21 protein-coding genes and 3 pseudogenes are annotated in these 23,384 nt (G+C 63.2%); 12 read left to right on the plus strand and 12 right to left on the minus strand.

Features of this window, described 5'->3' with window-relative positions; genetic code table 11:
• Positions 1-166, minus strand: a 166-nt coding sequence (locus EDD25_RS00005) for a GntR family transcriptional regulator (protein WP_134171459.1), incomplete at its 3' end; no start/stop codon positions are given.
• Positions 167-176: 10 nt separating this feature from the next.
• Complete coding sequence (locus EDD25_RS00010; RefSeq protein ID WP_134171460.1) at positions 177-704, minus strand: VOC family protein; 528 nt, start codon at positions 702-704, stop codon at positions 177-179.
• A 163-nt stretch (positions 705-867) separates the two neighbouring features.
• Between EDD25_RS00010 and EDD25_RS00015 the strand changes: the two genes are divergently transcribed.
• Both EDD25_RS00015 and EDD25_RS00020 read left to right on the plus strand, forming a co-directional pair.
• Entirely contained in the window at positions 868-3,054 is a 2,187-nt protein-coding gene (locus EDD25_RS00015; RefSeq protein ID WP_134171461.1) for an alpha-ketoacid dehydrogenase subunit alpha/beta, read from the plus strand.
• Entirely contained in the window at positions 3,054-4,388 is a 1,335-nt protein-coding gene (locus EDD25_RS00020; RefSeq protein ID WP_134171462.1) for a dihydrolipoamide acetyltransferase family protein, read from the plus strand. Before EDD25_RS00015 ends, EDD25_RS00020 begins: the two co-directional genes overlap by 1 nt.
• A 279-nt stretch (positions 4,389-4,667) precedes the next feature.
• On the opposite strand, the pseudogene EDD25_RS00025 reads toward EDD25_RS00020, so the two are convergent.
• The 3 genes and pseudogenes from EDD25_RS00025 to EDD25_RS00035 all read right to left on the minus strand — a co-directional run.
• Positions 4,668-5,368, minus strand: a pseudogene (locus tag EDD25_RS00025) (IS701 family transposase); the annotation flags it as partial.
• 300 nt (positions 5,369-5,668) lie between these two features.
• A complete protein-coding gene (locus EDD25_RS00030) occupies positions 5,669-6,601 on the minus strand; it encodes a PLP-dependent cysteine synthase family protein (RefSeq protein ID WP_134171464.1) in 933 nt (310 codons plus the stop codon).
• 66 nt (positions 6,602-6,667) lie between these two features.
• A pseudogene (locus EDD25_RS00035) lies at positions 6,668-6,799 on the minus strand (IS701 family transposase); the annotation flags it as partial.
• Between the two features lie 55 nt (positions 6,800-6,854).
• On the opposite strand from EDD25_RS00035, the gene EDD25_RS00040 reads away from it, so the two are divergent.
• Positions 6,855-7,055 (plus strand): Abi family protein, encoded by a 201-nt coding sequence (locus EDD25_RS00040; RefSeq protein ID WP_241986536.1) that lies wholly within the window; start codon positions 6,855-6,857, stop codon positions 7,053-7,055.
• 128 nt (positions 7,056-7,183) lie between these two features.
• Positions 7,184-7,480 (plus strand): PDDEXK nuclease domain-containing protein, encoded by a 297-nt coding sequence (locus EDD25_RS17810; protein WP_338419639.1) that lies wholly within the window; start codon positions 7,184-7,186, stop codon positions 7,478-7,480.
• A 314-nt stretch (positions 7,481-7,794) separates the two neighbouring features.
• Here the strand turns inward: EDD25_RS17810 and EDD25_RS00050 are convergent, their stop codons facing one another.
• Positions 7,795-9,192, minus strand: a complete 1,398-nt coding sequence (locus tag EDD25_RS00050; RefSeq protein ID WP_134171465.1) for an IS1380 family transposase — start codon at positions 9,190-9,192, stop codon at positions 7,795-7,797.
• Positions 9,193-9,546: 354 nt separating this feature from the next.
• On the opposite strand from EDD25_RS00050, the gene EDD25_RS00055 reads away from it, so the two are divergent.
• Entirely contained in the window at positions 9,547-10,713 is a 1,167-nt protein-coding gene (locus EDD25_RS00055) for an MFS transporter (protein WP_134171466.1), read from the plus strand.
• Positions 10,714-11,203: 490 nt separating this feature from the next.
• Here the strand turns inward: EDD25_RS00055 and EDD25_RS00060 are convergent, their stop codons facing one another.
• On the minus strand, positions 11,204-11,626 hold the full coding sequence (locus EDD25_RS00060; protein ID WP_134171467.1) for a heavy metal-responsive transcriptional regulator: 423 nt from the start codon (positions 11,624-11,626) through the stop codon (positions 11,204-11,206).
• Between the two features lie 54 nt (positions 11,627-11,680).
• On the opposite strand from EDD25_RS00060, the gene EDD25_RS00065 reads away from it, so the two are divergent.
• The 4 genes and pseudogenes from EDD25_RS00065 to EDD25_RS18095 form a co-directional block, all read left to right on the plus strand.
• Positions 11,681-11,980: a thioredoxin family protein gene (locus tag EDD25_RS00065; RefSeq protein ID WP_134171468.1), complete on the plus strand. Its 300-nt coding sequence runs from the start codon at positions 11,681-11,683 to the stop codon at positions 11,978-11,980.
• A gap of 86 nt (positions 11,981-12,066) precedes the next feature.
• A complete protein-coding gene (locus EDD25_RS00070) occupies positions 12,067-13,419 on the plus strand; it encodes a dihydrolipoyl dehydrogenase family protein (protein ID WP_134171469.1) in 1,353 nt (450 codons plus the stop codon).
• 272 nt (positions 13,420-13,691) lie between these two features.
• The gene (locus tag EDD25_RS00075; protein ID WP_134171470.1) at positions 13,692-15,047 is read left to right on the plus strand and encodes a dihydrolipoyl dehydrogenase family protein; all 1,356 of its coding nucleotides are present in this window, start codon (positions 13,692-13,694) and stop codon (positions 15,045-15,047) included.
• 127 nt (positions 15,048-15,174) lie between these two features.
• Positions 15,175-15,285 (plus strand): annotated as a pseudogene (locus tag EDD25_RS18095) (DUF427 domain-containing protein); the annotation flags it as partial.
• A 136-nt stretch (positions 15,286-15,421) separates the two neighbouring features.
• Here the strand turns inward: EDD25_RS18095 and lipA are convergent.
• Positions 15,422-16,411 (minus strand): lipoyl synthase, encoded by a 990-nt coding sequence (gene lipA / locus EDD25_RS00085; RefSeq protein WP_134171471.1) that lies wholly within the window; start codon positions 16,409-16,411, stop codon positions 15,422-15,424.
• Positions 16,408-17,043 carry a lipoyl(octanoyl) transferase LipB gene (lipB, locus tag EDD25_RS00090; RefSeq protein ID WP_134171472.1) on the minus strand — a complete coding sequence of 212 codons (636 nt, stop codon included), beginning with the start codon at positions 17,041-17,043 and terminating at the stop codon, positions 16,408-16,410. Before lipB ends, lipA begins: the two co-directional genes overlap by 4 nt.
• Positions 17,044-17,531: 488 nt before the next feature.
• On the opposite strand from lipB, the gene ygfZ reads away from it, so the two are divergent.
• Both ygfZ and EDD25_RS00100 read left to right on the plus strand, forming a co-directional pair.
• Positions 17,532-18,602 (plus strand): CAF17-like 4Fe-4S cluster assembly/insertion protein YgfZ, encoded by a 1,071-nt coding sequence (gene ygfZ / locus EDD25_RS00095; RefSeq protein ID WP_422386797.1) that lies wholly within the window; start codon positions 17,532-17,534, stop codon positions 18,600-18,602.
• 224 nt (positions 18,603-18,826) lie between these two features.
• Positions 18,827-19,210, plus strand: coding sequence for a cupin domain-containing protein (locus EDD25_RS00100; protein WP_424948531.1), 384 nt, complete (start codon positions 18,827-18,829; stop codon positions 19,208-19,210).
• A 67-nt stretch (positions 19,211-19,277) separates the two neighbouring features.
• Here the strand turns inward: EDD25_RS00100 and fdxA are convergent, their stop codons facing one another.
• From fdxA to EDD25_RS00115, 3 genes are all read right to left on the minus strand, one after another.
• Positions 19,278-19,601: a ferredoxin gene (fdxA, locus tag EDD25_RS00105; RefSeq protein ID WP_134171474.1), complete on the minus strand. Its 324-nt coding sequence runs from the start codon at positions 19,599-19,601 to the stop codon at positions 19,278-19,280.
• Positions 19,602-19,712: 111 nt separating this feature from the next.
• Positions 19,713-21,692 (minus strand): aconitate hydratase, encoded by a 1,980-nt coding sequence (locus EDD25_RS00110; RefSeq protein WP_134171475.1) that lies wholly within the window; start codon positions 21,690-21,692, stop codon positions 19,713-19,715.
• Positions 21,693-21,773: 81 nt separating this feature from the next.
• Positions 21,774-22,415, minus strand: coding sequence for an MFS transporter (locus tag EDD25_RS00115; RefSeq protein ID WP_422386812.1), 642 nt, complete (start codon positions 22,413-22,415; stop codon positions 21,774-21,776).
• On the opposite strand from EDD25_RS00115, the gene idi reads away from it, so the two are divergent.
• Positions 22,384-23,382 (plus strand): isopentenyl-diphosphate Delta-isomerase, encoded by a 999-nt coding sequence (gene idi, locus EDD25_RS18280; protein ID WP_422386813.1) that lies wholly within the window; start codon positions 22,384-22,386, stop codon positions 23,380-23,382. The two genes, EDD25_RS00115 and idi, sit on opposite strands and share 32 nt — an antisense overlap.
• Positions 23,383-23,384: the final 2 nt, after the last annotated feature.

Consider the following 23,384-nt stretch of genomic DNA (forward strand, 5'->3'; position numbering starts at 1 on the left):
TGCGCAGGGCCTCCCGCACCGGCAGCCTGCTCGCGCCGAACCTCTCAGCAACGTCCTCCTGGCGGATCCGCGTGTCGGGCGGGTATTCACCGGCGAGGATGCTGGCGCGGATGCTGTCGGCGATGCGGGTGCTCGCGTTGCCGTCCCGGGTGGTTACTTTGCTCATCTGCCAATTCTCACTCACCGGGCCGCAGCGGGTGCCACAGCAGCACCGGCGCGTCCTTCTCGTAGGCCTTGCCGTTCGGGAAGGAGACGAGCTCGAACTGCATGCCCCACGGGCTCAGGAAGTAGACCCAGCGCTGGCCCTCACTGTACCGGGAGCTCGAGGTGGGCTCGCCGAGGATGCGTATGTTGTTGCTGCGCAGGTGCTCGAGTGCGGCATCCAGATCGTCGACGTAGAAGCCGAGGTGGTGGCCGCCGAGGTCGCTGTTGCGGGGCTGGGGACGCTGCTCGTCGGCAGCGTCGTACTGGAAGACCTCGAAGTTGGGGCCGGTGCCGCAGCGGTAGAACCGCAGCTCGCGCATGACGGTGCGCGGGTGCACATTGAGGTGGTCGGCCATCCAGGTGCCGGCGTCGTCGCGGTAAGGGCCGAGCGTATAGATGCGGTCACAGCCGATCACCCTGACGAAGAAGTCGTCCGCCTCGTCGAGGTCGGGGACGGTGAAGCCGATGTGCTCGGTGCCGCGTAGGCCCGGAATTCCCATGCCAATCCTCCTTGATTGGATCCACTATAACGCCCAATGAATCGAATCGCGACATTGATTCGAGATTTGTTGTTGTGATTGGATGCAATCAAGAAGTATGGTGGGTTGTGGACCCGCCCGGTGAATCACGGGCCGACCGATTTTCAATGGAGAAAGAGGAACGATGCCGAAAATGCACCGATTGGATCCAGCCGCACCGTGGGTGCAGATCACCACGACGCCCGCGGACTGGAAGGCGGCCGACCCGACGCTCCTCGCTGCAATGCTCGGTGAACTCCATCTCATCCGGGCCTTCGAGGAGACCGTGCTCGACCTCGCGGGCGAAGGCCTCGTGCACGGCCCGGCGCACTCGAGCATCGGCCAGGAGGGCGGCGCCGTCGGCTCAATCGTGGGCCTGAGGTCGACCGATGCCATCAACGGCTCCCACCGTGGCCACCACCAGTTTCTCGCCAAGGCGATCACCCACGTCTCGTCGGGCGAACTCGACCTGGCGAACCTCGTGAGCGAGCCGATCCAGACCGTGCTGCAGCGCACCCTCGCGGAGATCCTCGGTCTCGCCCAGGGCTATTGCGCAGGTCGTGGTGGCTCCATGCATCTGCAGTGGTTCGAGGCGGGAGCCTTGGGCACCAACGCTATCGTGGGCGGCGGGGTGCCGCTTGGCGCGGGTAACGCCTGGGCGCAGAAGCACTCCGGCACCAGCGACATCACGCTCAGTTACTTCGGCGACGGCGCCGTGAACATCGGCTCTGTGCTTGAGACGATGAACCTCGCCGCGGCGTGGAAGCTGCCGTTCGCTTTCATGATCGAGAACAACCTCTACGCTGTATCGACCTCAGTGCAGGAGGCCACTGCCGAGCCCCGGCTGTCTGGCCGCGGTCTCGGCTTCGCGATCCCGTCCTGGCGTGTCGACGGCATGGACCCGCTCGCTGTGCACCTCGCGATGCGACAGGCGGGAGAGGTCATGCGCTCGGGTGGTGGTCCCGCAGTCGTGGAGCTCGAGGTCTACCGCTTCTTCCACCAGAACGGCGCCTACCCCGGAAGCGCGTTCGGCTACCGATCGAAGGAGGAGGAGGCCTCGTGGCGCGCCCGCGATCCCCTCGAGCGCGTGGCGAAAGAGATGATCGCCCTCGGGCTCATCGACGAGGCGGGCGTCGCCTCCGTGCGGGAGCAGGCGCAGGCCGCTATGACGGATGCCGCCGCGCAGCTCACCGAGGCCGACCCGGAGTCGGCCGGCAAGCGTCGCATCCGCACCGAGCTGTGGCCCGATACCGACTTCGTCGACGTCGGCTTGCGCGGTGACACGAGTGAGCTTGCCGAGGCGCGCACCCTCGACCCGCTTCACTACGACGGGGAGCTGGAGCGCAAGAAGTTCGTGGAAGCTGTGGCCGCGGTCATGGACCGCCGCATGGACCAGGACGAGCGGATCGTCCTCATGGGCGAGGACATCCACCGGTTGGGCGGCGGCACGAACGGCGCCACGAAGGGACTGACGAAGCGCTATCCCGACCGGGTGCTCGGCACCCCGATCAGCGAGAACGCGTTCGCCGGCCTCGGCGGTGGCATGGCGCTGGACGGCCGCTTCCGCCCCGTCGTCGAGTTCATGTATCCCGACTTCCTCTGGGTCGCCGCCGATCAGGTGTTCAACCAGATCGGCAAGGCCCGCCACATGTTCGGCGGTGTGAACCCGGTGCCCCTCGTGCTGCGCACGAAGGTCGCAATGGGCTCCGGCTACGGATCGCAGCACCTCATGGACCCCGCCGGGATCTTTGCGACCAGCCCCGGCTGGCGCATCGTCGCACCGTCCACCGCGGCAGATTACATCGGCCTGATGAACGCGGCGCTCGCGCTGCAGGACCCGGTACTCGTTATCGAACACGTCGACCTTTACGGTCAGGCCGACGAGGTGCCGGCCGGCGACCTCGACTATCAACTGCCGTTCGGCAAGGCCGGAATTCGCCGCGCCGGCAACGACGTCACGGTCATCAGCTACCTCTCCATGGTGCGCCATTCGCTGGAGGCCGTCGAGCAGACCGGCATTGACGCCGAGGTCATCGACCTGCGCTGGCTCGACGCGGCCTCGCTCGACTGGGACACCCTCGGCGAGAGCATCCGCAAGACCAACGCCGTTCTCATCGTCGAGCAGGGCGCACGCGGCACCTCGTATGGCGGCTGGCTCGCCGACGAGATCCAGCGACGTTTCTTCGACTGGCTCGACCAGCCCATCGAACGCGTCACGGGCGGCGAAGCATCGCCGAGCATCTCCCGCGTGCTCGAGCGCGCGGCGATCGCCCGCACCGAAGAGGTCGTCGCCGGCCTCGAGCGCGTTCGCGCGGGAATGGGAGAGCGCTGATGGCCACTCTGATTCGAATGCCCGAGGTGCTCGCGGGCAGCGAGGATGCCGCCATCCAGACCTGGCTCGTCAGCGTGGGGCAGGCGATCGCGGTCGGCGTGCCACTGGCCGAGGTCGAGACCGAGAAGGCGATCGTCGAATATGCGGCCGAGACCGAGGGCACCGTGCTGCGGTTGCTCGTCGCCGAGGGTGAGCCGGTCGCGGTCGGAACCCCGATCGCGGTCGTCGGCGCCGAGGGCGAGAACATCGACGACATGCTGGGCGACAGCCCGGCCGCGGTGCCTGCGTCTGCCAATGCGGTACCGAGCGAGGTGGTCGCTGCGGCGGCCCCCGAGCCCGAAACCGCGCCGGAGCCGGGGGAGTCCCCGCTCGCATCCGCCCCCACCGAGCTCGACGGTAGCCACGGGCAGGGCGATCACGCGCCGGGCAACGGCGAACGCCGCTTCGCGAGCCCACTCGTTCGCCGGCTCGTCAAGGAGCGCGGGCTCGACCTGTCGGGCGTGCGCGGCACCGGCCCCGGCGGCCGAATCGTCCGGCGCGACATCGAGGGGCTCGCGACTGCCCTGGAAAATCCAGCAGCTCCAGCAGCTCCGGCCGTGGCTGCCGCCGCGGCTCCCGCACCGGCCAGCGCGGCTCAAGCCGTTCCGGCGGAATCCGGGGGAGTCGACATCCCGCACACGGCCATGCGCCGGGCGATCGCGCGCAGGCTCACCGAGAGCAAATCGACCGTTCCGCATTTCTACCTCGTGGCCGACTGCCGGGTCGACACACTCATCGCCTTGCGTGCGACCGTCAACAGCGGGGGCTCCGTCAAAGTCTCGCTCAACGACTTCGTTGTCAAGGCGGCGGCAGCGGCATTCCAGGACGTGCCCGAGGCCAATGCGACGTGGGGTGAGACGGCCATCCGTCGGCACGACTCGGTCGACATGTCGGTCGCGGTCGGCATCGACGGGGGCCTGGTCACGCCGGTCCTCCGCGCCGTGCAGACACTGTCCCTCACCGAGATCAGCCGTTCGATCGGCGACCTCGCTGAGCGTGCCCGGGCAGGGAAACTCCGCCAGCACGAGCTCGAAGGCGGCAGCTTCGCGATCTCCAACCTCGGAATGTACGGGGTCACCGAGTTCTCGGCGATCATCAACCCGCCGCAGTCGGCGATCCTCGCGGTCGGCCTCGCCCGGCAGCTTCCCGTGGTCGTCGACGGGGCGATTCAGGTGGGAACCGTCATGACGGTGACCCTCTCGGCCGACCACCGGGTGCTCGACGGTGTGCTCGCGGCACAGTGGCTCGCGGCGTTTGTCCGGAGGATCGAGAATCCGATCACGATCCTGATCTAGCAGACGGGAATACCTCCCCGGTCTACTTTTTCGCGAGCGTTGCTGTGTTTTCAACGAGCAGGCTTTCAACCTGCGCGTCAAAACTGAGATGACATGAATCATGGAAACGTCACACGTGGCACAGGAACTCGGTCCAGCTGATGAGCTCCGAATCCGTGGTCTTCGACGAAGGAACTTTCGCGTTGTTTTTGGATCACTACCTTTCGTTCGATCGTGGTTGACGCTTCCGTTCGTACCGCACGGAGATTAACGGTGCTCGCCGCGCACTGTAGAAAGATGCGAGCTGGGTGCGTCCAGGTAGCGGTGTTGACGCGGGCGGGGGCCACGGTCGGAGTAGTCGATGGGGCCTGTGGCTGCGTTCTCGGGGTAGGCGGTGGCGGAGACTTTGACCGCGACCATGTCGGGGATATTCCGGTCGGTCAGCTCGCTGCGGAACGCGGTGATCTCGCCATCGCCGGCGTCGCCGTCATGATCTTCCGTCGGTAACCCCAGACGCCGAGTTCGTCGATCATCTCCAACGCCATCGCCCATTTCGTGCGGTGCCGTTGCACGTCCGGGATCTGCGCTTTGGCCCGGCGGGCTGCGACCGTTTCGACTTGCTCGTTCGTGTCCGCGCAGGTGTCGCCCCATGCCTCTGGCACATACAACCGCCAGTCCAGCGGGCACGACGCCTTGTCGGTGGCCGCGTGGATACTGACGGCGATTTGGCAGTTGCCGATCTTCCCGAGAGCGCCCGAATACTGCCGGGACACGCTGGGCGAAGAGATGCCGTCTGTCTTGAACCCGGTGTCGTCGACCACCCACGCGTCGGGGCCGATCACTTCGACGGCTTTGCGTACCAGGACCCGGCGCACCGGCTCCACCTTCCACGGCCACGCGCACAAGAACTGCTGCAGCTGCTGATAATCGACCCCGAGCCGGCCACCCATCGGCTGCATCGATTTCCGCCGCCCGTCGAGCATCAAACCGTGTACATACAGGCAACAGGTTGCAGTCAGGATTAAAAGCCGACACGCCGACATAACCTAGGATTACTAGGGCCCCGGGCCCGATAGGCCATCGACGGACACTCACCAAACTCGGCGTGACTGCGGACTCTCACGATCAATGAAGCCAGAGATGAGGCCAATCCCGAACCGACGCCAGCCCTGAGCGCAGAGAACCAGAAGGCGGGTCCGACGGCTCGGCGTGGCCCGACTGACCCGCGCCGTCGCCCGCAAGCTACCGCGCTGGGGCGGCCAGCTTCGCGCCGAGCGGGACGCCGACTGGGCGCTCCAGCGTCATCGCCCGAAGACGTCGCCTGCGAGGTACTTCAGCCCAGTGTCAACCGCGACCGTGCAGACGGTCTTCCCCGGTCCGAACTCCTGGGCCACCGCGATCGCCCCGGCGATATTGCACCCACTCGACACGCCCGCGAGTAGTCCCTCCTCCCGGGCCAGGCGGCGAGTCATCTCCAGGCCGTCGGCCTCGTCGACCAGTCGCACCTCGTCGTAGCAGTCAGCGTCGAGCAGCGGCGGGATGAACCCGATGCCGATGCCTTCGACGTCGTGCGAGCCTGGCTCGCCGCCCGTGATCACGGGCGACTGCGACAGCTCGAGCAGCACCATCCGCGCGTGGCTGCCACCCTCACGCAACGCGTTCGAGACACCCATCGTCAGCCCGGCCGTCCCGACCGTCGCGCAGAACGCGTCAATCGGCACGTCGACCTGCGCGAGGAGCTCTTTGCCGACCTGGCGATAGCCGTCGAGCGCGTCGCGGTTGTTCAGCTGGTCGGTCCAGTACGTGTTGGGCTCCGCGGCGTACTCCGCGGCTTTCGCGATCATCCTCGGCACGAGGTCCGGCGTGATCTTGCCACCGACGCTCTCCACTATCGTCAGCTCCGCGCCGAACGCGACCATCGTGCGCAGCTTCTCCTCGGCCACCGCGTCGGAGCTGACTACTCGAAACCGGTATCCCTTCACCGCACAGACGTACGCGAGCGACCCGCCCGTGCTGCCACCCGTGTACTCGACGACCGTCATGCCCGGGCGGAGGTCGCCCCGGCGTTCGGCGGCTTCGATCATCGCCAGCGCCATCCGGTCCTTGTAGGACCCGGTGGGGCTGAACCACTCCAGCTTCACCAAGACGTCCGCCGCGCCGTCGGGAACGACGCTTGACAGCCGAACCACCGGTGTGTTCCCAAGCGTGCGGAGCATGGAATCCCGAACGGCCATCGGACACCTCTGTCTCTGGGGCCGCAGGAGGGCAGCCTGAAATTCACTTTAGCCTGCCTCCACCGTATGGTCGAGTCCGAGTCCTGCTCTCAGTTCCCGGTGGTCGTGCTCGATGCGCCAGCGGATTTTCGCTATTCGGACGAGTTCCTTTAGCGGGGGTGTCTCCGGCAGGGTCGAGAGCCAGTAGTCGGTCGGTGCGGGCTATTATCGACTCACTGGCTATCTCTACCCGCTCCGCGAGTCGGAGCCGTACCTGGATGATCAAGGCCGCAGCAGAGCCCGCATCCTTAACCACTATCGTGCTGGCACTTCGACAGAATATGCGGTAGCCCTCATCGATTTTGATCGTCGTCTGCGGGTGCTAGTTCTTGATGGCATTGAACGAATTGAGATCTCTTTTCGCATGCAGGTCGGGTACGGCGCAGGAGTACCAGAACGTGTTCGTAACCTATGACAAGGGCGGCTCGCACGGCTTCCCGTGGTACTCATTCACGAGCGCACAGATCACCAAAGACCCCGACGTGTTCGACTTGCTCGATCTCACCAGAGACGTTGCCGAACGCGACCTGAAACAGTCCCTGGATGGACCGCATTGTCGAGAAACTCCGCGAGCTCGGTGCCGACTTCGCGTTCGTCGGCCGGCCAGTCCACTTCTTCGTGGCCGGCGATGACTTCTACGTCGACCTGTTGTTCTGTCACGTCATGCAATTCCGCGACGTCATCGAAGAGCTCAAGACCGGGAAGTTCCAGCCCGAATACCCCGGCAAGCTCGGCTTCTACATCTCCGTCGTCGACGACAGAATCCGTCTTGCTACCCAACCCAGCCACAAGTCCGTTTCCTCCAGCCACAACGCCGCGCAGCGGCTCCACAGCTCGTAAAGCTTTAGTTTTCTGAGACACCTCATGGGCGCAGATGTCGGGAAACCATGGCTCGCGACAGGCCTATTGCGATCGAGTGGGGATGCGGAGCTGCGAGACATGCGCGCCTGACTTGCAGCGCTATGTGACCGCTTTTCAGCATCGCGAAATGGCCGTCGGGGCTTTGTCTTACCCTCAATCCACCGACTGGCTGGGACTGGGCGTCGTTTTCTGATGTGAGTGACTGCGGCGCGCTGGGGCGTGCTTGATCGGTGAGCCTCGCTGCTCGTGGTGTTCCACTGGGGTTCCAGGTCGGGCCGGTCGGGGCGGGCGGGTCAGGTCGGTGTTGGGCTTGGGGGTGCGAAGGCGTGGTCGAAGAGGTGGGTCCAACCGGTTTCCCAGGGCCAATTCTCGGGCAGGTGAAGCGTGATCTGGCGGGCGGAGGACGCGATCCTGGCGGGGATGTTGATCAGTTTCCGGCGGATGGTCGCCGTCGTTGCCCGGGCCAGGCCGGTTCCGGCTGTCACTGTCGCGGCGCGGGTGAGGTTGAACGCGATCACGGCCAGGACCAGCCAGGCCGCGTTTGCCGCGAACACACCTGAGGGCAGGTGGGCCAGGGCGCTGCTCTTCAAATCGGAATTCACGAGTTCGATGGCCGCGTGGGCGCGGTGGGTTGTGTCGGCGGTGACCGTGTCCAGGGTGCTGGTGGTGAAGAAGGCGTGGAAGCGGTGCAACGTGAAAAGGGTGCTCTGGCCGGCGAGTTTCTGTTTGTTCAGCTCCGGAATCCGGCGCACGACGAGGCGGCCGGGGATGTGGTCTGCTTTCTTCCGTGACGTGAACGCGGTGTAGGTGATCTCGGCGACTTCAGCGTCGGAGATCCAGGTTCGGGTGCCCTCGTCATAGATCGCGTGCGTGTACTTGATCGGCGTCCACCCGGTCGCCGGGATGGCCGCGATCGCTTTCCTCACGGCGGAATCCAGGCGCGCGGTCACGGACACGGCCGCGCCGCCAGCCAGTACGGCGTGGATAGCCGCGAAGGTGTAGAACGCGGAATCGGCGCGAAACAAGACCCGGGCGGTCCCCATCCCGGGCAGGCGGCGGAGGGTGGCGAGGGCGTCCCGGATCAACCGGGTTGCGCCGTGCGGGGACGAGGCGGCGCCCCGGCGGAGGCGTTGGGCGAGGATGATCGGGGCGCCGGTGACCGTTTTCACAGTCGCGAGGATCGCATTCAAACCCCGGACCCCGGAGTAGCCGAAGCTGGCGCCTTGTTTCTGGTGCCCGTGGACCTCGATGATGGTGTCGTCCACGTCCAGGAATACGTAGTCGCCGTCAGGTTCGAGGAGGATCAGTGGGCTCAGGGCGGCGAGCCTGATCAGGAACCGGGACGCGATCGCGTCCAGCTGACGCACATGGCCGAACGTGAACGCGCGGAGGAACGACCCGAGCGTTGACGGGGCGTAGAGGTGGGCGAAGAGTTTCCGCATCCCGCCGTGACGCAACACGGCCATGTCATCGATGGAGTCCGCGCCAGCGACCATCCCGGCAACCAGCGAGACGATCTTCAGCCCGGCGTTCGCGCCCTTGTCCGTGGGCACGCTCAACCATTTGTCGGCGAGCCGGCGCAGGCCTGCTTTCTCGGCCAGTTTCATCGCGGGTACCAACCCCGCCGACGACACGAGATTGAAATCGTCGAAGACGTGGGCTACTGCGCGTGTGGTGTGCGAAACTTGCATCTACGAGATGCCCTTCTGAATCAGTCGAATTGTTCTGTGGTAAGTACAATTTTCCCTGATAAGACGGGCATTCTCTGTTTAGCGCGCCGCTAAAACCCGATCCCAATCGGTGGATTGAGGCTTACCGCGACCTGCGCGCACCGCGCTGTTGCCGTCGATAGGCTGGTGATGACGGTCGGGTTCATGCGGAGGCCAGCACAATGATCGTGAAATGAGTGGCCAGCCGGTGGCCTTAAAGAGTGCGCGTGCCGGTTGCATGCGCGATCACATGAGCATGTGAGAGGTATTGTGAGCGGTGCTGACGGGGGATCGGCCCGGCGGAGTGAATCGTCGTGGTACTGGCCAGCTTTGGCGATGTTCGCTGTAGGGTACGGGGCGAATCAGTTCGTTCCATTGCTTATGGTGTACCGACGCACGTTGGGTCTGTCAGATGCTGAGGCGACGGCGGTTTTCGGAGTGTATGCCCTCGGCCTGATCCCGGGCCTGATTGTGGGTGGGCAGGCCAGTGACCGGTATGGACGACGGCGCCTCATGGTCGTCTTCGCCGCTTTGTCTGTGCTGGCGACAGCGGTCCTGATCAGCGGTCAGTGGGGCATTGAGGGGCTGTACGCGGGGCGTTTTCTGACCGGTGTCGTTTCCGGGACGGTGTTCAGTATCGGGACAGCGTGGGTTAAAGAGCTGTCCGAGGGCGCCGCACCCGGGGCTGGGGCCCGGCGTGCGGCCCTGGCACTTACTGCCGGCTTTGCGATCGGGCCGCTGGTGGCGGGGTTCCTCGCGCAGTGGGCCCCCGCACCGCAGGTACTGTCCTATCTGGTGCATCTGGTTTTGGCTGGTGTCGCGCTCGTGCTGTTGCCGCGTGCGCCCGAGACTCGGCTGACCGGCGTGGTGCCGGTGCGCAGGATGCGTTTGCTGACGGCGTCGGCAGCAGACCCACGTTTCCGTGGGGTCGTTGTGCCGATGGCGCCGTGGGTCTTCGGGAGCGTCACCATGGTATTCACCACGCTGCCAGCCCATGCTGTCCCGCCGGGAGGCGTCCTCGGCGTTGCATTTCCGGGGGTGTTGGCCGCTGTAGCGCTGGCTGCCGGGGCGGCCGTCCAAACGTGGGGGCGGCGCTTGCACGTCGCCGCGAAGAGGCGAGGGGGTGCCGGTGCCGCGGCTCTCGGACTGGGAGGTGTCGCTGCCGGATCTCTAGCCGCAGCGTTCGCCGCCGCACGCCCGAGCCTTCTGGCGGCCACTGTGGCCGCGTTACTGCTGGGCGTCGGCTACGGGGTGTGCCTGATCGTCGGACTAGACGAGGTTGAGCAGCTCGCCGCACCCAATGAGCTCGGTGCCGTGGTCGCGCTCTACTACAGCTTGGCGTATGCGGGCCTGGCTATTCCCTATCTGCTCGCCCTCGCGGCCCCGCACATCGGCTATCCGAACGCCCTGCTGATCACGACCGGTGCCGCAGTTCTGACGCTGATCGTGGTACACGTCAACGGGCGAAGCCAGGCTCGCGCGCGCTCTGCGGGCAGGGAATAAGTGTGACTTTCAGCGCTATGTCGCCGCTTTTCAACAGCGCTGAATTGTCGTCGGCGTCGTGCCGTACCCGACGATTGGCTGCATGCCCTCCGGTCCATGAACGTTCGTTATTGAGTGCCCAGCACCGTACGCGTAAAAGGACTCATTCCGATAGAGCGCATCAATGCTTCCCTCAGAAACTGAACGGCTGAGCTTTCAGCACATGTGAAGCAAGGACTTCGATTCCTTGGTCAGCCCGCTCGGCGATCCAAACGTGATGAACTTCTACCCGTCGTCGAAGAGTCGTCGCGAAGCGGCGGCCTGGATTACGTAGAACGAGTACAACTATGAAGCGCGCGGCTGTGGGCTTTGGATGATCCGGACAAAGACCGCCTGATCAAAGCGCACCCCCATCAAGTGCCGGGCGGCGCCGTTCCGCCGACGTTGCCGACATCTGGCCTTGAGCCCGTTGAGTGAACATTCTCTTTTGTGAGGTGTCCACTCAACGGGGTCAAGGCCCGTGTTCTTCGATGTGTTCTTGGTTGGTGATGATGTTGCAGATGTCGGCCTCGTCGCATTCGGCGGGGTCGCGCCCGTGACTGGCATTGATGAGTCTCTGGAGTTCCGTAGCCAGAATAGCGAGCTCGAGTTGACGGGCTTGGACGTTTTCGAGCTTGCGATCCAGCAGGCTTGATACGTGAGCGCAGGGAGTCTGACCTGCATCACGGAGGGAAAGAACACTTGTGATCTCCGCGAGGGTGAGGCCAGCCGCTTGTCCACTGTGTATGAAGTTCAACCTGCTGATCACGGTGGGGTCATAGTCGCGGTAACCGTTCAGCTGACGATGAGGAGCGCGCAAGAGCCCCTGCTTTTCATAGAAACGAATGGTTTGACGATGAACGCCGAGGACCGCAGCAACTTCTCCAATGAGCATGAGCCGAGCCTAACGCTTGACCTTGTAGTGCACTTCACGGTTTAGCGTTGGCGCATGGACATCATTGTGCAGTACTTCAACGGCTGCCCCAATTGGAAAGTTGCCGACGAGCGGCTCGTTGCTCTCACCGAAGGAAACCCCGGGATGGTCGTCCGGCGGCACATCGTGGACACCGTGGAAGAAGCCGAACGTGTCGGATTTGGCGGTTCGCCCAGCATCCTGATCAACGGCATCGACCCCTTCGCGCGCGCAGGAAGCTCCGGCGGGCTGTCCTGCCGCCGATATCTCACGCCAGACGGATACGCGGGCGCACCAACCGTGGAGCAGCTAAAGACGGCACTACTCATCGAGTGACGCCAGGGCGACGTTGCGCGATTGGCATCATCGATCGGCGCGACTCCCTCCGGTAAATTCTCCGATTCCTTGACAGAAAGACCACCATGACTGCCAAATTTGACTTACTCGTGATCGGTGCAGGAATGGCCGGAATCGCTGCCGCCACCAAGTGCTCGTCGCAGGGATGGCACGTCGCTATCGTTGATGCGCTGCCGTATGGGGGAACCTGCGCTCTTCGTGGATGCGACCCGAAGAAGATCCTGCGCCGCGGCGCAGAAGTCGTTGATGCCGCCCGTCTGCTCAAGGGCAAAGGCATCGATGCTGACCAGCTCAGCATCAACTGGGCTGACGTGATGAACCACAAACACGGCTTCACCGACCCTGTTCCGCACAACATGGAAGAGGGTCTGCGCGCAGGCGGCGTGACCACACTCCATGGTGTGGCGGCATTCACGGACGGCACCCACGTCGACATCGATGGCAGGTCCTATGAGGCGAGCAAAATCCTCATCGCTACCGGCGCCCGGCCCCGCGAACTCGACTTCCCCGGTCACGAGCACCTCATCGACAGCACCAACTTCCTGAACCTCCCCAACCTGCCACCCCGGATCGCATTCATTGGGGGTGGCTTCGTATCTTTCGAATTCGCACACATTGCTGCACGTGCGGGAAGTTCCCCCGTAATTATCGACCGCGGCCACACACCCCTCAAGGAATTCGATCCCGACCTCGTCGAACGTCTTCTGGAGCGCGGTGCGACCGCCGGCGTGACTGTGCGGCGCAACACAACGATCACCAGCGTGGTGAAGATCCCTCAAGGATTTCGGATCACGGTGCAACATGCGGGGGAGCCAGCGACGATCGATACCGACCTCGTCGTCCACGGCGCCGGCCGTACTCCGGACCTCACCCGCATGAGCCTTGATTCCGGTGATGTTGCCTATGGCCCGCGGGGCATCAGTGTCGCAGGCCACCTGCAGAGCACCACGAACCCTCATGTCTATGCGGCTGGCGATTCCGCAGACACTCCCGGCATGCCGCTCACGCCGGTGGCAGTGTTCGAGGCGAAGGTCGCCGCATCCAACATGCTGAAATCGACTACGGCCATCCCGGACTACTTGGCAATACCCACTTCCGTTTTCACGATTCCGGAACTCGTCCGGGTCGGCATGCTCGAGCAGGATGCCAGAGCGCACGACCTTGACGTTGATGTGCGGTTCACCGATACGAGTGGCTGGTACTCGAACTACCGAATTGGGGAAACCGCTGGGACGACCAAGATCCTGATCGACAAGCACACGGACCGCATCATCGGTGCGCACCTCTTCGGTCACGACTATGCCGAAGTTGCCAACACCATCAGCCTGGCCATGAAGCACGGACTGACGACGAAGCAGATCAAATCGACGACCGCCGTCTACCCCTCAATTGGATCAGACTTAGCATCGATGCTCTGAGCCAGACCGTCTAGGAGGGCGCGCATCGTGATCGCCTGCGAAGTGTGCGGATGGGGTCGGCTAAATAATTTACCGTGAGTTTCGGAAGTTTGCTTCGCTGGAGTACTTGTTGATATTTCCTGGTGTCGGTTCTGCGATGCAGATCACAGCCTCCCGGCCTTTGGTGGGTTTATGGTGACATCGGTTGTGATTCCCAGTGTTACGCGAGGGAGGACATTGAACGTGGCGAAGTGGCCGCGACCGGCCTCGCGTAGACGATAGGAGAAAACGAAATGGTAGAGAAAGTCGATGTAGTCGTTGTAGGCATGGGCCCGGGCGGGGAGGCTGCGGCCACGGAACTCGCCAAGGCCGGTCTTTCGGTGATCGGGATTGAATACCGCCTCGTCGGTGGGGAGTGCCCATACTACGGTTGCATTCCTACAAAAATGATGGTCCGCGCCGCCAACGCCCTGGCCGAAGCCGGCCGCGTTTCCAACCTGGCCGGAGAAGTCAACATCACTACAGACTTCGCACCCGTCGCCCAACGGATCCGGGCTGAGGCCACGGACAACTGGAATGATCAGGTCGCCGTTGATCGATTCGAGCAGGCTGGTGGGCGATTCATCCGGGGTGCCGCAACGGTGACCGGGCCAAGGACTGTCCGCGTTGGTGACCGGGAGCTGGAGGCAGGCAAAGCGATAGTGCTTAACACCGGTACCGAGCCGGCGGTTCCGCCGATTCCGGGCCTGGCAGGCACCCCGTTCTGGACCAATCGTGAAGCCGTCACTGTTACGGAGGCGCCGGCTTCGCTCATCGTGCTCGGCGGCGGTCCGATCGGGCTGGAGATGGCTCAAGCCTTCGCACGTTTCGGAACCCACGTCCAAGTTCTGGAAGCGCTCGAAAGATTGATGCCGTTAGAGGAGCCCGAATCCAGCCACCTGATCGCCGATGTTCTCGCGTCCGAAGGCCTTGTCATCCACACGGGGACAATCGCACGGACGGTCAGCTACGAGTCGAATGCCTTCACTATCGGCTCAGATGACAAGACGTTCACCGCCGATCATCTCCTGGTCGCAACGGGTCGGCGCAGTGACTTCGCCAGTCTGGGTTTGGCAACTCTGGGTGTCGACACCACCCGCCGCACCCTCGATACTGACGCTCACTTGCGGATCGCTGACGGCGTCTACGCGATTGGTGATATTACCGGCAAGGGAGCCTTCACCCACATGTCGATGTACCAGGCGCGGATCGTGGCCGCACACATCCTCGGCAGGCAGGGGCCGGTCGCGGAATACCATGCTGTCCCACGGGTTACATTCACCGATCCGGAAGTCGGCTCGGTCGGGTTGACCGAGCAGCAAGCACTCGAACAGGGCATCCCTGTCGGTATTGCGATCTCGCGTATACCCGAATCCTCGCGGGGCTGGATCCACAAGACCGGAAACGAAGGTCTGATCAAACTCGTCGCCGATACCGACCGGGGAATCCTTGTGGGTGCCACCTCTGTCGGCCCCGCCGGCGGGGAGGTCCTTTCCATGCTCACCCTTGCCGTTCACGAGCGAACCCCCGTGAATCGGTTGCGGGAGATGATCTACGCCTACCCCACTTTCCATCGGGCCATCGAGGATGCCCTGGGTCGACTCCCCTGAAGTGGACAAAGTCATATGGAAGCCGCGTGGCCGGTGAAAACGAGATAATCCGCGACGCAGCGTGTGTGTCCGGTATTGCTGAATCAGCGCGACCATCGCCGTACCGTAATAAGGCACCGCCGAAACGGTCCGGGTTGAAGGTAACCAATACTTTCCGCCCGAATCCGTCCACCGTGAGTTCTTCACCGGCAGCCGAACCACATCGCAGTGTCCTTGGAAAGGGTCGGCCAGGTATTACACGGTGGATCATCATTTGCGTGAAGCGGCCGTGCTTTTTGGGTGGGTTGGGAGTCTTTTCCTTGCTGCGTGCCAGTGGTGTGACACTGACCCAGTCAGCTCAGCGGTGACTGATTGTTGTGGACTCGTCGGATACATCACGACACGGCCTGCGCGAAACCGAGCTGGGCATCCGCGAGCGGCCGCAGCTGTTCGGGGATCTCACGGCCCGACGCGACCATGGACTGGGCCCACAGCTGTCCGGCTCGGTATGAGGAGCGGACCAGCGGGCCGGAAAGTACGCCGAGGAAACCGATCGCTTTTGCTTCGTCACTGAGCTCGACGAATTCTTCGGGACGCACCCACCGTGCCACCGGCAGGTGCAGGGCGCTCGGACGCAGGTACTGGGTAATGGTGATGATGTCGGTGCCGGCGTCGTGCAAATCCTGCAGCGCCTGGCTGATCTCGGCGCGCTCTTCACCCATGCCGAGAATGAGGTTCGATTTGGTGATCATCCCGGCAGCGCGGCCCTGCGTGAGCACATCGAGGGAGCGACCGTAGCGAAAGGCTGGGCGGACGCGCTTGAAGATGCGCGGCACTGTCTCGACATTGTGTGCAAATACCTCCGGATTGGCCTCGAATACTTGATTCAGGTGCTCGGGGTTGCCCGAGAAGTCCGGCACGAGAATTTCAACGCCGGTGCCCGGGTTCTGCTGATGGATCTGACGGATGGTTTCCGCGTACAGCCAGGCGCCTTCGTCGCGCAGATCGTCGCGGGCGACGCCGGTCACCGTCGCGTAGCGCAGGTTCATAGAGGCGACCGACTCACCGACCCGGCGAGGCTCATCCGTATCGTAAGCGGCCGGCTTGCCGGTGCTGATCATGCAGAAATCGCAGCGCCTCGTGCACTGCTCGCCGCCGATCAGGAACGTCGCCTCGCGGTCTTCCCAGCACTCGTAGATGTTCGGGCAGCCGGCCTCCTGACAGACCGTGTGCAGGTTCTCACTCTTGACGAGGGTCTGCAGCTTCTGGTATTCGGGGCCCATCTTCGCCACCGTCTTGATCCAGGATGGTTTGCGTTCGATCGGTGTTTCGGCGTTCCGGGCTTCGAGGCGCAGCAGTTTGCGGCCTTCTGGTGCAGCGCTCATGCGTTCGTCCTGACGGTGTTGAGAAATCCGGTCTTGATATGTTCGATCAGTTCGCTCGGGTGAACGATGCGGCCGAGTGCGCGTGACATGGTCGTCACGCTGGCATCACGAATGCCGCAGGCGATGATGCGGGTGTAGGGATCCAGGGAGTTGCTGCAGTTCAGGGCGAAGCCGTGCATCGTGACACCCTGGGCGACACGTATGCCGATGGCTGCGATTTTGTCTTCGTGCCCGGCCACGCCTACCCACACGCCGGAGCGGCCAGCGACGCGGACGGCGTCGATGCCGAAGTCAACGAGTACGTCGATCAGAATGCCTTCGAGGTGGCGTACGTAGCCGACAACGTCGACGGGTTCCGCCAGATGGAGGATCGGATAGCCGACGAGCTGGCCGGGGTCGTGCCAGGTGATCTTGCCGCCTCGACCGACGTCACTGACGGGGGTGTCGTCGGTGGGGCGTTCCTCAGGGAGCGTCCGTTTGCCGGCGGTGTACACGGGTTGATGCTCGAGGAGGAGAACAGTATCCGTCCTCTCACCTGAGACGACGGATTGGTGGACTGCGCGTTGGAGCTCAAGGCCCTCAACATACGGCACGGAGTTGGCGCTTAGCCCCGCGACGACAAAGTCGAGCATGCAGTCAGTCTAGTTTTCTTGGCCGTCTGAGAAACTAAAAACAAATGTCTAAGTCCTGACCCCCATGGAAGCTACGCCGTGGCGCTGTATGACGAGGGTAATGCAACCCTGACTTGATAGCGGAGCCCTATTAGGTCACACTCATGTTGTGTTAATATCTGACCGCCACCGATCCGACGTCACTGACGTGTCCAGCCAGGGAGCTCGTGGTCTTGAGGTGCGCACCCGGGATCGGGTCCGGCAGACGCTCGGCGAGGATGTCCCGCTGCCGTCCTCGCCTCGCAACGCGACAGCCCCCACACCCGGATGCGGGATTAAACTTCACACCAGGTACCTTCGAGATGGGGTACTGGTGGCCACGTCGCCTGGCCAGCGGCAGAGACCCCGGCCCGGGGCTTCTGTCCGCAGAGTGGGTGTGCACTTTGGCGGATTCAGCGAACTCTCCATTGGCCCAGACCGTGTCGCCTACGCGTTGGGGTGGCTCGCGCGTGTCGAGTGAGTCCCTGACCACGCCCGGTGCTGGTGTGGCGGTGCTCTCCGGCAATCCGTTCTCCGAACAGCGCGCACTCGCCGCAGGATCCGCGATCGTCGACCTCTCCCACCGGTCGGTGCTCACCATCTCCGGCCCTGATCGGCTCAGCTGGATCGACTCGCTCACCAGCCAGAGTATCGCTCGCCTGACGCCAGGCGAGTCCAGCGAGACGCTTCTACTCGATGGGAAAGGCCGGATCGAATATGCGGTTCGTCTGATCGATGATGGTGTCGTGCTTTGGCTGCTGCTTGAGCGGGAGGAAGCGGGTGAGCTGCTTGGGTGGCTCAGCAGCATGCGGTTCATGTTGCGGGTGGAACTCGCGGATCGTTCCGCCGATTTCGCGACGGTCGGCACCCTCGGCCGGCCTATGCTTCCGGTAGCAGCCCCTCATGGCGTACCACTCGTGTGGCGCGACCCGTGGATGAGCGTGACTCGGGGCGGTCACCAGTACGCGGTAGCCGAAAGGCACCCGGCGACGGGCTGGACCTACAGCGAGCTGTTGCTGCCCCGCACCGAACTCGCCGGGCTTGTCGCACCCGCTATTCCTCTCGCCGGACTGCTCGCTCTCGAAGCGCTGCGTATCGCAGTTTGGCGCCCGCGCTTCGCCACCGAGGTTGATGAGAAAACGATTCCGCACGAACTCGATTGGTTGCGCACGGCCGTGCACCTCAGCAAAGGCTGCTACCGGGGCCAGGAGACTGTGGCCAAGGTTCATAACCTCGGCCATCCACCGCGCAGACTCGTCATGCTTTACCTCGACGGTTCGGATGTCGTGCTGCCGTTGCGCGGGGATGATGTCGTTCTCGGGGAGAAGACTGTTGGTCATGTGACCTCGGCTGCGCACCACTACGAGCTGGGCCCGGTCGCACTCGCGGTCATTAAACGCGGCACCGATCCAACCGCCGAACTTCTCGTGCGTACCGGCGGCCTCGACGTGCCAGCCACGCAGGACGTGATCGTACCGCCGGACGCTGGCTCCTCAGCCGCTATTCCGCGCCTGCCGCGGCTCGGTGCGGTGCGGCGGTAGTTCATATCGTTGGACGGTGACGCGAACAGGGCGAGAGCGACCGGCATCTCTCCGGCACGGTTCAGTGTTGGTCGCCGGCCGGGGCCGCTCTCCGTTCGTGCAGCCAGGTAATAGGTCTCTCCGGGAGCCGGATGTCGATCTGCCGCTGCGAGAAATGCTGCCGTGCAGGGTTGTTCTCATTGCGAGCGCCAGTTGTGTCCATGGGAATCTCTGGAGGCGACAGTATGCTGGAAATCACATCAGCCAGCGCAGTGCAGCGCGAAGAGAGGTTCCTCATGATGAAGTCGTCGTTGACTGCTCTAGTGCGTCACGAGTTGGATCACGCCCGGCAGGTCAGCAGCGGCCGTAGCGCGAAGACCGTGTACGGAGGCAATGAACGCACACTCCGTCAGACTGTGATCGCCTTGCGTGCCGGCGCCAAGTTGGATGAGCATGAGAATCCCGGTGACGCGACTTTTTTCGTGTTGCACGGACGCGTCGTCCTCATCTCGGGTGAGAACTCCTGGAGTGGCTCACCGGGCGATCTGCTGATCGTACCGGAGGGCCGACACGCACTCGAAGCGGTAGAAGACGCGGCGGTACTGTTCACGGTGGCAAAGACTCGGTGATGAGTTCCCGAGTCGATGACCCATGGTGGTTTGATGGACGGGCCGCGCGATCGAGAAAAGGGGTGCTTCAGGCAACAGCCTGCGGCGGCAGTACAGCAATCACGGAGTGATCCTTGGCAAATATGCCCACCTTAGCGGCTCCCCCCGGAGAGCCGATGTCGTCGAAGAACTCGACGTTGGCCTTGTAATAGTCGGCCCATTTCTCCGGCACATCATCTTCATAAAAGATGGCCTCAACTGGGCACACGGGCTCACAAGCACTGCAGTCGACGCACTCATCCGGGTGGATGTAGAGCATCCGTTCGCCCTCATAAATGCAATCGACCGGGCATTCTTCGATGCAGGCCCGATCTTTCACGTCGACGCAGGGAAGAGCAATAACATACGTCATAGTGGCAAGGCTCCCTTCACGCACAGCAGACTTTCAGCTTACGACAACCGGGTGATCAAATCCAGATTACGCTGTCGGACCCGTTGGGGACGGGCATGCACACGGCACGGTTCAGTCTCGATCGCGGGTCTCGGCCGCTCTCCGCTCCTGCAGCCAGGAAATGAGTCCCCCCGCGAGCAACATGTCGATCTGCCGCTGTGAGAAGTTCTGCCGGGCAGCGTAGTCCTCATTGCGAGTCTTATTGTGCACGGTGATCGCGGTTCCGGCGGCGAGGGCCTCGCGGATGCCGTCCAGCACCAGAACATCGTCACGCTGGATGCGGTCGTGATCGGTCGCATCCGCGAATTCGAGCGCGAGCACACCAAAATTGGCAAGATTCTGCCAGTGGATGCGTGCGAACGACACGGCGAGCACCGCGCGCAAGCCCAGGAACCGCGGCGTGATGGCGGCGTGTTCGCGTGAGGAACCCTGCCCGTAATTAGCGCCGGCCACGATGATGTGTCCAGTCGACTCGCGCGTGTCCTCCGCGCGAGTCGGGTAGGATTCATCGACCTGGTCGAAGGTGAAGCGAGCCAGCTTAGGTATGTTGCTGCGGTAAGGCAGCACCCGCGCGCCAGCCGGCAGGATCTCATCCGTTGAAATGTCATCGCCCACCTTGAGAATGACCGGTGCCGCGATGCTATCGGCCAAGGGAGTGAACATAGGCAGCGACGAAATGTTTTCGCCCTTGACCAGTGCAACCTTCAGAGCCTCTTCGATGGGCAATGGCGCCTCGAGCATCGCCAGGTTGACACTCGACGTCGTTGGAAGTGCGAGCGTGGGATAGGTCAGGTCGAACAATTCTTCCAAGTCTCGTGGGTCGGTGATCTTTCCGGTGAGGGCGGCCGCAGCGGCTGTCTCCGGTGAACACAGGTAGACCGAGTCTTCCTTGGTGCCGGAGCGGCCGGGAAAGTTGCGCGGCATCGTGCGCAGGCTGATGCTGCCGTTCGCGGGGGCCTGACCCATTCCAATGCAGCCCATACACCCCGACTGGTGCAGCCGCGCGCCCGCACTGATCAAATCCAGGGTGGATCCCATGTGGGTCAGATCTTGCAAAATCTGCCGGGAGCTCGGATTGACGTCGAAGGAAACTCCCGTGTGGGATTGGCGTCCCTTGACGATAGCGCCGACGATCGCGAAGTCGCGCAGCCCTGGGTTTGCCGAGGAGCCGATGACGACCTGCGCAACCGGTCGACCGGCGACTTCGCTCACCGGTACGACGTTGCCAGGGGAGCTGGGTAGCGCGATGAGTGGCACGATCGTAGACAGATCAATCTCGTCGTTCACGTCGTATGTTGCATCCGCATCGGCGAGCAGCGGGACGAAGTCGCCCTCACGTTGTTCGGCCTTCAGGAACATTCGAACTTGGTCATCGGCCGGGAATACCGTGGTCGTAGCCCCCAGCTCGGCGCCCATGTTGGCGATCACGTGCCGGTCCATCGCGGTGAGGTTCGCCAGGCCCGGACCGTAGTACTCGACAATGCGATTCACCCCGCCCTTGACGCCGTGACGGCGCAGCATCTCGAGTATGACGTCCTTGGCGCTCGTCCACGGCGGAAGCTGGCCGGTGAGGCGCACACCCCAGATTTCGGGCATCCGAATGTACAGCGGCTCTCCGGCGATCGCGAGAGCCACCTCGATACCGCCCACCCCGATAGCCAACATGCCCAGCGAACCCGCAGCGGGGGTGTGACTGTCGGAGCCGACCATGGTCTTGCCTGGAATGCCGAAGCGCTGCATGTGCGTGGGGTGTGAGACTCCATTGCCGGCCTTGGAGAACCACAGACCGAACCGCTGGCAGGCTGAACGGAGAAAGTCGTGGTCTTCGGCGTTCTTGCTGTCGGATTGGAGCAGGTTGTGGTCGACGTACTGCACGGATACTTCGGTGCGTGCTCGATCCAGACCGAGCGCTTCGAGTTCGAGCATGACGAGGGTCCCGGTGGCGTCCTGCGTGAGAGTCTGATCGATGCGCAGGCCGATTTCGGCACCCGGTTTCATCTGGCCGCTGAGCAGATGAGAAGCGATCAGTTTTTGGGCAACGTTGTACGCCACAGGGGATCCTCCTGGTTCGAGCGCCGCCGAGAGTATCTCGTTGGCGACCATCCTGCGAAGAGTTCCGCAGCACTTCCAAATCTAGGCCAGTGCCCCCTGAATGGCTAGCAGTCCTGCCATAACCAATGGTGCGACTAGTCCGGCAGAGATTGTCCGCGCAGTTCCGGTAGCCCCAGAGCGGCGCCGGCGGCCACCACGAAAACGACACCAAAGACGGCGAATAGCAGGATCGGCCCGCCCGCTTCTAGGACGCTGCTGAACCAGCAGGGGCGCCGCGATCGAGGCGATCCGGCCAACGGCGGCAGCCGAGCCAGTCCCGGATCCGCGCAGCCGTGTGGTGTACAGCTCCGGCGTGATGGCGTACAGGGCGCCCCACGCACCCAGGTTGAAGAAGGAGAGCAGCATGCCGAAGATGATGATTTGGGTTTCGCTCCCGTTGACCGCGCCGAAACCAAAGGCAGCTGCTGCCCCCGCTGAACCGATCAGAAACGTGGACAGGGTCACCCGTCGGCCCCACTTCTCGACCAGATATGCCGACGCCGCGTACCCGGACAGCTGGGCGAGGGTGATGATAAGGGTGAATCCAAATGACTTGACGAGCGGAAACCCGCTGGCCATGAGGAGCGTCGGTAGCCAGATGAAGGCGCTGTAGTAAGAGAAGTTGACCAGAGCCCAGACCAGCCAGATCCGGATGCTGCGACGCCGCACTTCGATCGAGAACAAGTCGGCCAATCGACCGCGTCGTGCCGGTGCCGATCCCGATCGCGGCTATGACGGCCATGCCGGCGAACCCGACCGACGCGACCCACGAGAGGGCAGTCGTGCCGACATCCCAGGTCAGGGAGAGTTGCTCGATGACGAACGAAATGAGCCCGACATCGAAGGCATCGAGTGCCCAGCCGACTCCCGATCCGGCCAGAAGGCCCGCGTGGCGTCGGGTGAACGGCAAACGGTCGAGGCGTTCGTTGAGGGATTCGCCGGACGTGCTGATTTCGGACATGAACTCTTCAAATGTCTGCCGAGACGCGAACGGGACTGCGCTCCGGCATCCGGCGCTTCAACTATTTTAGGTGACTGGCGGCAGTCGCGGCGCCTCAGGGCGGGTTGTTGTAATCTGGCAAGTGTTCAAGGCAGGACACGTATTTACTTGAGGAAGCCGAGGTACCGGGTGCAGTTAGTCGAACTCGTCGATGAGAACGGCCGTCACCAGGGCAGCCTGGAAAAAATCGCAGCCCATGAGGCGCCCGGCCGCCTGCACCGTGCCTTCTCTGTTTTTCTAGTAGACGATTTCGGGCGAATTCTGCTGCAGAAACGGGCCGCAACCAAGTACCACTGGCCGAACACGTGGTCGAACTCCTGCTGCGGGCATCCTTCAAGAGCGGAAACGGTGGTTGAGGATGCCGTGCGTCGCGTCTATGAAGAACTTCGAATTCAGGCAGACTCGGCCAGGCAGGTAGGACTGGTCAGCTATCGTTTCGAAGACCACCAGACCGGCTTGGTTGAGCACGAATACAACCACGTGATTGTTGCGCACTACACGCAGCCCGCGGAATGGAACCCGGACGAAGTGGCCGCCATTCAGGCGGTGGAGCCGAGCGAACTCGCAGCGTGGCTCGAAGACAAGAACGTCACCGGGTGGTTCTGGGATGTCTTTCGCGTCTTTGCCGACCACATTTCTCACCAAAAGTAACC

Source organism: Cryobacterium psychrophilum (genome assembly GCF_004365915.1).
GTDB classification, from domain to species: Bacteria; Actinomycetota; Actinomycetes; order Actinomycetales; family Microbacteriaceae; genus Cryobacterium; species Cryobacterium psychrophilum.

Bases quoted from the DNA above. Each gene is read 5' to 3' on its own strand.
- EDD25_RS00100 (WP_424948531.1), top strand. From the start codon at position 18,827: ATGCTGGAAATCACATCAGCCAGCGCAGTGCAGCGCGAAGAGAGGTTC.
- EDD25_RS00020 (WP_134171462.1), top strand. From the start codon at position 3,054: ATGGCCACTCTGATTCGAATGCCCGAGGTGCTCGCGGGCAGCGAGGAT.
- fdxA (WP_134171474.1), bottom strand. From the start codon at position 19,601: ATGACGTATGTTATTGCTCTTCCCTGCGTCGACGTGAAAGATCGGGCC.
- EDD25_RS00055 (WP_134171466.1), top strand. From the start codon at position 9,547: ATGTTCGCTGTAGGGTACGGGGCGAATCAGTTCGTTCCATTGCTTATG.
- EDD25_RS00060 (WP_134171467.1), bottom strand. From the start codon at position 11,626: ATGCTCATTGGAGAAGTTGCTGCGGTCCTCGGCGTTCATCGTCAAACC.
- EDD25_RS17810 (WP_338419639.1), top strand. From the start codon at position 7,184: ATGGACCGCATTGTCGAGAAACTCCGCGAGCTCGGTGCCGACTTCGCG.
- idi (WP_422386813.1), top strand. From the start codon at position 22,384: ATGCTGCGACGCCGCACTTCGATCGAGAACAAGTCGGCCAATCGACCG.
- EDD25_RS00010 (WP_134171460.1), bottom strand. From the start codon at position 704: ATGGGAATTCCGGGCCTACGCGGCACCGAGCACATCGGCTTCACCGTC.
- lipA (WP_134171471.1), bottom strand. From the start codon at position 16,411: ATGAGCGCTGCACCAGAAGGCCGCAAACTGCTGCGCCTCGAAGCCCGG.
- EDD25_RS00075 (WP_134171470.1), top strand. From the start codon at position 13,692: ATGGTAGAGAAAGTCGATGTAGTCGTTGTAGGCATGGGCCCGGGCGGG.
- EDD25_RS00070 (WP_134171469.1), top strand. From the start codon at position 12,067: ATGACTGCCAAATTTGACTTACTCGTGATCGGTGCAGGAATGGCCGGA.
- EDD25_RS00050 (WP_134171465.1), bottom strand. From the start codon at position 9,192: ATGCAAGTTTCGCACACCACACGCGCAGTAGCCCACGTCTTCGACGAT.
- EDD25_RS00015 (WP_134171461.1), top strand. From the start codon at position 868: ATGCCGAAAATGCACCGATTGGATCCAGCCGCACCGTGGGTGCAGATC.
- EDD25_RS00030 (WP_134171464.1), bottom strand. From the start codon at position 6,601: ATGGCCGTTCGGGATTCCATGCTCCGCACGCTTGGGAACACACCGGTG.
- EDD25_RS00065 (WP_134171468.1), top strand. From the start codon at position 11,681: ATGGACATCATTGTGCAGTACTTCAACGGCTGCCCCAATTGGAAAGTT.
- lipB (WP_134171472.1), bottom strand. From the start codon at position 17,043: ATGCTCGACTTTGTCGTCGCGGGGCTAAGCGCCAACTCCGTGCCGTAT.